General features: G+C 58.0%; 7 protein-coding genes. 2 read left to right on the top strand and 5 right to left on the bottom strand.

What is annotated here, in order from left to right:
* Positions 1 to 7 precede the first annotated feature (7 nt).
* The 4 genes from ACUXAC_RS05075 to pabB all read right to left on the bottom strand — a co-directional run bounded on the left by ACUXAC_RS05075 (position 8) and on the right by pabB (position 5,622).
* Positions 8 to 1,594, bottom strand: a complete 1,587-nt coding sequence (locus ACUXAC_RS05075; RefSeq protein WP_060439765.1) for an EAL domain-containing protein — start codon at positions 1,592 to 1,594, stop codon at positions 8 to 10.
* A 268-nt stretch (positions 1,595 to 1,862) separates the two neighbouring features.
* The gene (gene sdaA / locus ACUXAC_RS05080; protein ID WP_387441380.1) at positions 1,863 to 3,227 is read right to left on the bottom strand and encodes an L-serine ammonia-lyase; all 1,365 of its coding nucleotides are present in this window, start codon (positions 3,225 to 3,227) and stop codon (positions 1,863 to 1,865) included.
* 446 nt (positions 3,228 to 3,673) lie between these two features.
* Positions 3,674 to 4,252: a CoA pyrophosphatase gene (locus ACUXAC_RS05085; protein WP_387441378.1), complete on the bottom strand. Its 579-nt coding sequence runs from the start codon at positions 4,250 to 4,252 to the stop codon at positions 3,674 to 3,676.
* Entirely contained in the window at positions 4,249 to 5,622 is a 1,374-nt protein-coding gene (gene pabB, locus ACUXAC_RS05090; RefSeq protein ID WP_387441376.1) for an aminodeoxychorismate synthase component 1, read from the bottom strand. The genes ACUXAC_RS05085 and pabB overlap by 4 nt, the downstream gene beginning before the upstream one ends.
* Before the next feature lie 530 nt (positions 5,623 to 6,152).
* On the opposite strand from pabB, the gene ACUXAC_RS05095 reads away from it, so the two are divergent.
* Together ACUXAC_RS05095 and ACUXAC_RS05100 are read left to right on the top strand one after the other, a co-directional pair.
* Positions 6,153 to 7,154 (top strand): glycosyltransferase, encoded by a 1,002-nt coding sequence (locus ACUXAC_RS05095; protein ID WP_060439767.1) that lies wholly within the window; start codon positions 6,153 to 6,155, stop codon positions 7,152 to 7,154.
* A gap of 70 nt (positions 7,155 to 7,224) precedes the next feature.
* Positions 7,225 to 7,470, top strand: a complete 246-nt coding sequence (locus tag ACUXAC_RS05100; protein WP_049202444.1) for a YoaH family protein — start codon at positions 7,225 to 7,227, stop codon at positions 7,468 to 7,470.
* Between the two features lie 34 nt (positions 7,471 to 7,504).
* Here the strand turns inward: ACUXAC_RS05100 and purT are convergent, their stop codons facing one another.
* The gene (gene purT, locus ACUXAC_RS05105) at positions 7,505 to 8,683 is read right to left on the bottom strand and encodes a formate-dependent phosphoribosylglycinamide formyltransferase (RefSeq protein WP_197785875.1); all 1,179 of its coding nucleotides are present in this window, start codon (positions 8,681 to 8,683) and stop codon (positions 7,505 to 7,507) included.
* Between the last annotated feature and the right edge of the window lie 244 nt (positions 8,684 to 8,927).

Here is an 8,927-nt window from a genome sequence, read left to right on the forward strand (position 1 = left end):
CGGGGGCTCAGGCCTCCGGCGGTTCCTCTTCCGCTTTCCTGACGCGCGATTCGTACTGCTGCAACCACAGCGGGAAAACATGAATCGGCATCGGCTTGGCGAAATAATACCCCTGCAGGGCATTGACCTCGCGTGAGCGCAGATAGTCGGCCTGTTCCTCCGTTTCCACCCCCTCTGCCACCAGTTTCAGCTTCAGGCGCTGCGCCAGCGTAATGATGGTGTCGGTCACCGTGGCGTTGACCGCATCGGTGCCGATGGCGGCGGTAAACCCGCGATCGATCTTCAAGACGTCCGGACTGAGGTTTTTCAGGTAGCTCAGCGAGCTGTGGCCGGTGCCGAAATCGTCGATGGCCAGCATGATCCCCATGTCTTTCAGCGTGCGGATCTGGTCATACTGGATCGCCGACAGCGCGGTGCGTTCGGTCAGCTCCAGCATCAATGAGGGCATCGGGTGCGCCGGCAGCCAAATCTGGCGGATATCGTCGATGATGTTGAGCGTTTTAAAGTGCTCGGCGGCGACGTTGATGCTGATGTAGAAGGACGGTCGTGGCGGGAACAGCTGCAGATTTTCCGTCACGGTGTTCATCAGATAGCGAGTGAGCGGAATGATGAGCTCATGCTGCTCGGCCAGCGGAATAAACACGTCAGGCGAGATCCATCCTTGTCGCTTCTTTTTCCAACGCAGCAGCATCTCGACGCCAGCGCAGCGCCCGGTGTCGCTGTGGATGATAGGCTGACAGTAGACGCGGAACTCCCGATGAGTGATGGCATGGCCGATGTGGTAAGACAGGCTCATGCGGTTGGCGGTGAGCAGATAGACCACATAGGCCGCCAGCAGGCTGATCAACAGCGCCAACGGGATATGGCGCGGCAATGCGGACAGCGCCAGCATGCCGATCTGTGGGCCGAACAGTGAAATCGAGAACGGGTACAGCGCGGAGCCGGCGGTGTAGCGCAGGTCGTTGGTCAGGGTGTCGCGGCTCAGGATTTCGCGGCGGCCATATTCCAGGCTGCTGTCGTCCACGTTCAGGACCACTCGCTGAACGTAAGGCTCTTGCGGTTCGAGTAAAAAGTTGGACAGCAGCTCGATATTGAATACGTGCAGCACGCCGCTGGTTTTATCACGGGGGGATGGCGTCCACATCACCAGCGTGGGCAGGCCTTTGCTGACCGCCAGAGAGGGGCGCAGCGCCAGCCTGGCGTTGCTGTCGACGAAGGTGGGCATCACCGCGGCCAGCTGATAATGACGGGCGCCAAACAGGCTGGAGCAGTAAATAACACCGTTTTTCACCAGCAACATCGCGCGTAGCGCCTGATTTTGCGCGGCGCGAAAGCGCAGGGTCGATGAAACGTTTTCGCAGGGTTGGTCCAGCATGTCCATACTGCGTTCCGCCTGCATCTGCGCTGGCGTCAGCAATTGGTTGATCTTGCCGACGGTGCGGGTAGCCAACGTCTGCTGGCTCTGCTCGATGCTTTTGACCTCTTGATAGTAACGGGTATACAGCGATACCAACAGAATAGCCACGCCCACCGCTCCGGCCAGCAGCCAACGGTAGTAACGATATCGGGACGCGGCGAGGTGGGTCATCAACATCCGGTAAATCCTTGTTCGGTAATCCAGCTCCGAGTCACAGTCAGGCCATAGATCCTTAAGTTGCGCTCGGCTAATTCTAGCCTGAGGTTATACAAGATTGATGGTAACTCAGTAAATTATTTCAGTATGGTAAAACAGAAGGCCAATTTGCAGGCTAACCGCCCGATCGATGAGAAAAATGCAGGATATTTTCTGGTGACATTGTCACTAAAAGCGGTCAATGAATTGATTACCCATAAAAAACCCCGCCGGGCGGCGGGGTTGTCTGTCAGTCGCATTGCACCTTGATCGCCAGGCCGCCGCGTGACGTTTCGCGGTACTTGGCGTTCATGTCTTTGCCGGTTTCGTACATGGTCTCGATCACCTTATCCAGCGAAACGCGTGGCTCGCTGGTGCGGCGCAGGGCCATGCGGGCGGCGTTGATCGCCTTGACCGAAGCGATGGCGTTGCGCTCGATGCACGGCACCTGTACCTGGCCGGCGACCGGGTCGCAGGTCAGACCCAGGTTGTGTTCCATGCCGATCTCCGCCGCCACGCACACCTGTTCAGGGCTGCCGCCCAGCAGCTCGGCCAGACCGGCCGCCGCCATGGAGCAGGCCACGCCGACTTCACCCTGGCAGCCAACTTCGGCGCCGGAAATGGAAGCGTTCATCTTGTACAGCGCGCCGATGGCGCCTGCCGCCATAAAGTAGCGGATATAGATATCCGGGCTGACGGATTCGATGAAGTGATCGTAGTAAGCCAGCACCGCAGGCACGATGCCGCAGGCGCCGTTGGTCGGCGCGGTGACCACGCGGCCGCCGGCGGCGTTTTCTTCGTTCACCGCCAGCGCGAACATGTTGACCCAGTCGATTACGTTCATCGGATCGTTGGACAGTTTGTCCGACGCCACCAGCATGCGGCGCAGCGCGGAGGCACGGCGCGGCACGCGCAGCGGCCCCGGCAGCACGCCTTCGGTGTTCAGACCGCGATCGATACAGGCACGCATGGTTTGCCAGACGTTACCGAAGTAGGTGTCGATCTCTTGCTTGCTGTGCAGCGCCAGCTCGTTCTGCATCACCATGCCGGACAGCGACAGGCCGGTCTCGCGGCAGTGGTCGAGCATTTCGCGCGCGGAGTTGAACGGATAAGGCATTTTCAGCTCTTGCTCGCCGGCCTTGCCGAAGTTCTCCTCGTCGACGATGAAGCCGCCGCCGATGGAGTAATAGGTCTTGCTGTACACTTCTTTCTCGCCGGCGAAGGCGTGGATCTGCATGCCGTTCTCATGCAGCGGCAGGTTGTCGCTGCGGAAGACCATGCCGCCGTCGCGTGGGAAATCGACTTCATGCAGGCCGCTGGCCAGCATCAGGCGTTGACGTTGTTCTACATCGCGAATAAAACCCGGAATGCTATCGATATCGACGGTGTCCGGCATATTGCCGGCCAGGCCGAGGATGATGGCAATATCGGTATGGTGACCTTTACCGGTCAATGAGAGTGAGCCGTAAACGTCTACGGCAACACGCGTGATAGAAGGCATCAGGCCTTTATTTACCAGATCGTCGACAAACTGTTTGCCGGCTTTCATCGGTCCAACCGTATGAGAGCTGGACGGGCCGATGCCGATCTTAAACATGTCGAAAACGCTAATCACGCTAAAACTCCTTAAAGAGACGTATTGTTATGGCTGCGGCGGTTAAAAACCGCGCAGGGAACAGCGATATTGTAAAAGGGCCGTGCGGGTTCGGCTTCCTTTTTCGCATGAAATTAAATAATCCGTGGTGTCGCTTTTTTTACTGATTACCCGGGACGAACCCTTAAGCGGGGTATCCGCTTTCGCCCAAGCTCCATTAGTGGTAATCGCGCCAACTTTCCGTGCTGAACGCCGCCGGCTTAATCCCTGTTTCTACAGTGGTTTATCTCGGACGGTGGTATTTTACAGGTATTTCGTAAGGTTTAAGAGAGGGTTTACAGTTTTTTTAAAACCATTCAACCGGAACGGTAGTTGAAAAAGCGATCAAATGAAGTGATTTCGATCGCTTTACCTGCAGTGGACGTCGACGGCCATGCCAGATTGCGAGTCAGATCACGCAACGCGGGTCAAATACTGACCTGCTGCGCCAGGCGGCGAATAATGGCGGCGGTCAGCCCCCAGATAAACTGGCTGTGATACCAGGAGAGGTAAATGCGGTGCGTGTGGCCGGCGCGATGGATATCCAGCGGGTGGTAACGCGACAGGGTCAGCGCTTCCCGCAGGGGCATCTCGAACACGTCCGCCACTTCGCCCTCGTTGGCGTGGAACTGCACGTCCGGCGGGATGAGGCCGACGATGGGCGTGACCTGAAATCCGGTGCTGCTGTCGAGCGGCGCCATTTGGCCGAGGACGGTCACCGCGTGCGGCGGTATCGCCACTTCTTCCTGCGCTTCCCGCAGCGCCGTGACGATCGCCGACCCGTCTTCGGCATCGGTTTTCCCGCCGGGGAAGGCCACCTGGCCGGCATGTTTGCGCAGCGAATCGGCACGGCGAGTCAACAGCAAGGTGGGCTCGGCGCGGCAAACGATCGGGATCAGCACCGCCGCCGGGCGCACATTGTGCGAGATCTGCGCCGCCTGCGGTAACTGCAGTTGAAAACGGCTGATAAAGGCGTGCAGTGAGGCCGGTGAATTCGATGGGATCACGACAGGGAGTACTCCCCAAGCTGCGGCAGAATACGGCCAACCTTGTCGAAGGTTTCCTGGTATTCCGCCTGTTCCTGGCTGTCTGCCACGATGCCGCCGCCGGCGGAGCAGTGGATGCGGCCGTTTTCGGTGACGAGCGTGCGGATGGTGATGTTGGTGTCCATGGTGCCGCAGGCGCTCAGGTAACCGATGCTGCCGCAATAGGCGTTGCGACGCTGCGGCTCCAGCTCTTCGATGATTTCCATCGCTCGCACCTTGGGCGCGCCGGTGATCGAACCGCCGGGGAAGCAGGCGCGCAGCAGCTCGGTGGCCGAGGTCTGCTCCGGCAGGGTGGCGGTAATGGTGCTCACCAGGTGATGTACCGCCGGGAACGGCTCCACGACGAACAGTTCCGGCACCCGTACGCTGCCGGGCTGGGCGACGCGGCCGATATCGTTGCGCAGCAGATCGACGATCATCAGATTTTCAGCGCGGTCCTTGGGCGAATCGGCCAAACGGCGAGCCTGTGCGGCGTCTTGTTCTGCGTCCGCCAGCCGCGGCAGCGTGCCCTTGATCGGGCGGGTTTGGATACGCTGCTGCTCCAGCCAGAGGAAGCGCTCGGGAGAGACGCTCAGCACGGTGTTGTGCGGCAGCCGCAGGAAGGCCGAGAACGGCGCCCGGTTGCAGGCGCTCAGTCGGCAAAACGCCTGCCATTCGTCCCCCTGGTAGTCGGCGGAGAATCGCTGTGCCAGATTAATCTGGTAACAGTCGCCGCTGCGCAGGTAGTGCTGAACACGTTGGAACTTCTCGCCATATTGCCGCCGCGTCATATTGGCATGCCAGCCGCTACGCAGCGTGAAAGGGCGCTCCGCCGGCGCGGTTTGGCGAGTGAGCCAGCGCCAGCGCTGCTCCACATCGCCATAGCTGAGCAGCGTCAGGGTTTGCAGCCGGTGATCGGCGATCAATGCCCAGTCATAAATGCCCACCGCCATGTCCGGCAAAGTAAGGTCAGTTTCGGCCAACTGCGGCAGGGTTTCTACCCGGCGCCCGAGATCGTAGCCGAACAGCCCCAAGGCTCCGCCCTGAAACGGCAAAGCCGGGTTAAAGGCCGGCTGCCAAGCTTGCGCCGCCAACTGCTGCTGCAGCAGGGAGAACGGATCTTCCTTCGAGTGAGTAGTGACGCCGTCACTTTCGATTTTCGTGCTGGCACCCTGGGTGCTGAGCGTAACGCGCGGTTGTGCGACCAGAATATCGAAGCGGTTATGCGAGTGATCGGCAAAGCCCGAATGCAGCAACATCGCCCAGGGCTGTGCTGAAAGCGGGGCGAAAAGCGTCATCAGGGCACTGCGGCTATAGGGCAAAGACTTTATGTTTGGGGCGGTTACGCTCATGAACGTCAAAAAACCTGGCTGTGAAGACGGCAATGTCTGGGCGTTAGTGTGCCATAGACGGCTACGGCATGCATGTTTTGCCATGCGAGACATGCAGCACAGTTCACATAAACGGCAGTTCAATAAACCTGAAATAAGGCATTTTTTGCGCCATTGATTATACTTCGGTATGTTAAAAATTTAACGTCAAATAAACTGGAAGCCTGCTTTATCGAGGGCGCAAGACCCGAGAAATATAAAAACGATTCGTTAATTTTATCAATTTATTGTTACCCATGGTGATTAACTGGGTGATGCGGGAAAGTTTTGCCTGTGTTTTGTCGCGCGGGCCATTCTGCGAAATGGATGCTTGATTCGACACTGTTTTTCTTGCTGAAAGCATGAAAAGACAAAACAAGATAAATATTATTTAGCCTGCTGCGGAAATCTGAGTGCCTTAGGCCTATTTATCCACTCTGGCGCTGAATGGATTGATATTTTTAAAAAAAATAAAATTATTATTTTGTTACATTATCATTGAAGAGCTGCCTATGTCGTTAATGCTGAGCGTCATCGTCCCGATGCACAATGCGGGAGAATTATTAGAGCCTTTCCTGGCTTCGTTGCTGGCCCAACGCGAACAACGCCTGGAGGTGATCATCGTCAACGATGGTTCTACCGACGGTTCAGGAGAGACCGCGCACCGTTACGCGGCGGCGCATCCGCATATTCGGGTCATCGATCAGGCCAACGCCGGCGTTTCTAACGCGCGTAATGCCGGGCTCGCCGTGGCCCGGGGAAAATACGTGGCGTTTCCCGATGCCGACGATCTGCTGGCGCCGAACATGTATTCCACGCTGCTGGAGCAGGCGGAGCTCCACCAATTAGACGTGATGCAATGCAATGGCGAGCGCTATTTCGCCAGTGAAGACGAATTACAGCCGATTTTTCCCGAGGCACGTTTACAGACCACCGACGTTATCACCGGCGTACAGTGGTTCGAACGTGCATTGAAATCGAGAAAATTTATTCACGTTGTATGGTTGGCAATATATCGCCTCGATTTTATCCGCCGGCATCGGCTTTATTTTGAACCGGGATTACATCATCAGGATATTCCCTGGACGACCGAGGTCATGTTTAATGCCCAACGGGTCAAATATTTAAGTACGCCGCTGTACCGTCAACGGGTACACGACAAGTCGATCAGCAATCGTCGCCGCACCGGCAAAGCAAACGTGGATTATCAACGCCACTATATGAAAATCGTCGAAATGCTGGAGCGGCTCAATCTGCGCTATGCAAGCAGCATTGCCATTCGTCCGGCTTTTCATTGGCAAATCACCCGTGAAGCGTTGGGCATTTGCCACAGCATTCGCCGTGAGCCGGATCCGGTCGCCCAGAATCAGATTACCGAAGAGTTTTATCAGCGCGGCATCGACAGAGCAATGTTCGCCAACGCGCGCGGCGTGAAGCAGGGGTGGCATGTCATGCTGTGGCGGCATCGCCTGAAGCAGTGGCGCAGCGATAACGGCTGCTCGCAAGTGGCCTGAGGCACAAGACGTTGGGATCCGTCGCGTTAGCGCGTATACTCCTTCTCCCTTTTGCCGGAGAGAACGACACATGCATGCAGGTATGCCATTACTGAGTCACGCGGAGCAGCAGGAAGCGGCGGATCGCATCCATCAACTGATGGAGCAGGGCATGAGCAGCGGTGAAGCCATTGCTCGCGTTGCGCAGGAAATTCGTGAGAAGCATCAGGGCGCTCAGGTTGCGGTACTGTTCGATGACGATGATGAAGACGAGCAGCATGATGCCGCACCGGAGGCGTCGCGGGATGACGATGCTGAAGAAGACGAAGACTATTGATGTTATCGGGGCCGCGCAAGCGGCCCCGTCAGTTTCAGCCGTTGACCGCCACGGTGGCGGCGGCTTGTTTCGCCAGCTCCACCGCCTGTTCCGTCGTGCTCGCCGTTGCCAGCGCTACGCCCAGACGACGTTGCCCGGCGATCTCCGGTTTGCCGAACAGGCGCAGCTGGTTGTGTCCGCACAGCGCATTTTCCAATCCGCTGAAACGCACATCGCTGCTGGTGAGCTGCGGCAGGATCACTGCCGAAGCGGAAGGGCCGAACTGGCGGATGGCGCCGATCGGCAACCCGAGAAAAGCGCGAACGTGCAGGGCGAACTCGGACAGATCCTGTGAAATCAACGTGACCATGCCGGTATCGTGCGGGCGCGGTGACACCTCGCTGAAGATCACTTCGTCGCCACAGACGAACAGCTCCACGCCGAACAGCCCGAAACCGCCCAACGCTTTCACCACTTTCTCCGCGATAGCCTGGGCCCGGCTCAGCGCCGTCGCCGACATCAGTTGCGGCTGCCAGGATTCGCGATAGTCCCCATCCTCCTGACGATGGCCGATCGGCTCGCAGAAGTGCACGCCGTCCACGGCGCTGATGGTCAGCAACGTAATTTCAAAATCGAATCTTACCAGCCCTTCGACGATCACCCGGCCGCCGCCGGCGCGGCCGCCCTGTTGGGCGTAATCCCAGGCGCTTTGCAGTTGTTCAGGCGTGCGGATCAGGCTTTGCCCCTTGCCGGAAGAGCTCATCACCGGTTTGACGATGCACGGATAGCCGATGTGTTCGACCGCCTGCCGGAAAGTCGCCTCGCTGTCGGCAAAGCGATAGCTGGAGGTGGGCAGGCCAAGCTCTTCCGCCGCCAGGCGGCGGATGCCTTCACGGTTCATCGTCAGGCGGGTGGCTTCGGCGCAGGGCACTACGCGGTGGCCCTGGCGTTCAAGTTCGACCAGCATGGCGGTGGCGATCGCTTCGATTTCGGGAACGATATAGTCCGGCCGCTCTTGTTCGATAACGGCTTTCAGCGCGTCACCGTCCAGCATATTGATGACGTGGCTGCGGTGCGCCACATGCATGGCGGGGGCGTCGGGATAGCGATCGACGGCGATCACTTCCAGACCGAGGCGCTGGCATTCAATGGCGACTTCTTTACCCAGCTCCCCGGAGCCGAGCAACATAACGCGGGTGGCGGAAGGGCGCAGGGCGGTTCCAATCGTTAACATAGTTTCGTACCTGGATCGGTGAAAGTAAGCGGATTGATGATCGGCGGGCAGTATATACGAAAACGATTGCGTGCGCAGCCGCCGCGCCAAGTTTGTTGCTAACTGACTGTTTTTATAACAAGCAGAAATATTTGCCCTGCATGGGCGATTGTGCGTTAATAAGCGACGGCGAAAGAAGGCCTACATATAGCAAGGTTTTCGCGTCTCGTGCCGTCAAGGCAGGTTTATCAAGTAAAGGAAACAC

This window comes from Serratia sp. 121840015-1 (assembly GCF_053627655.1).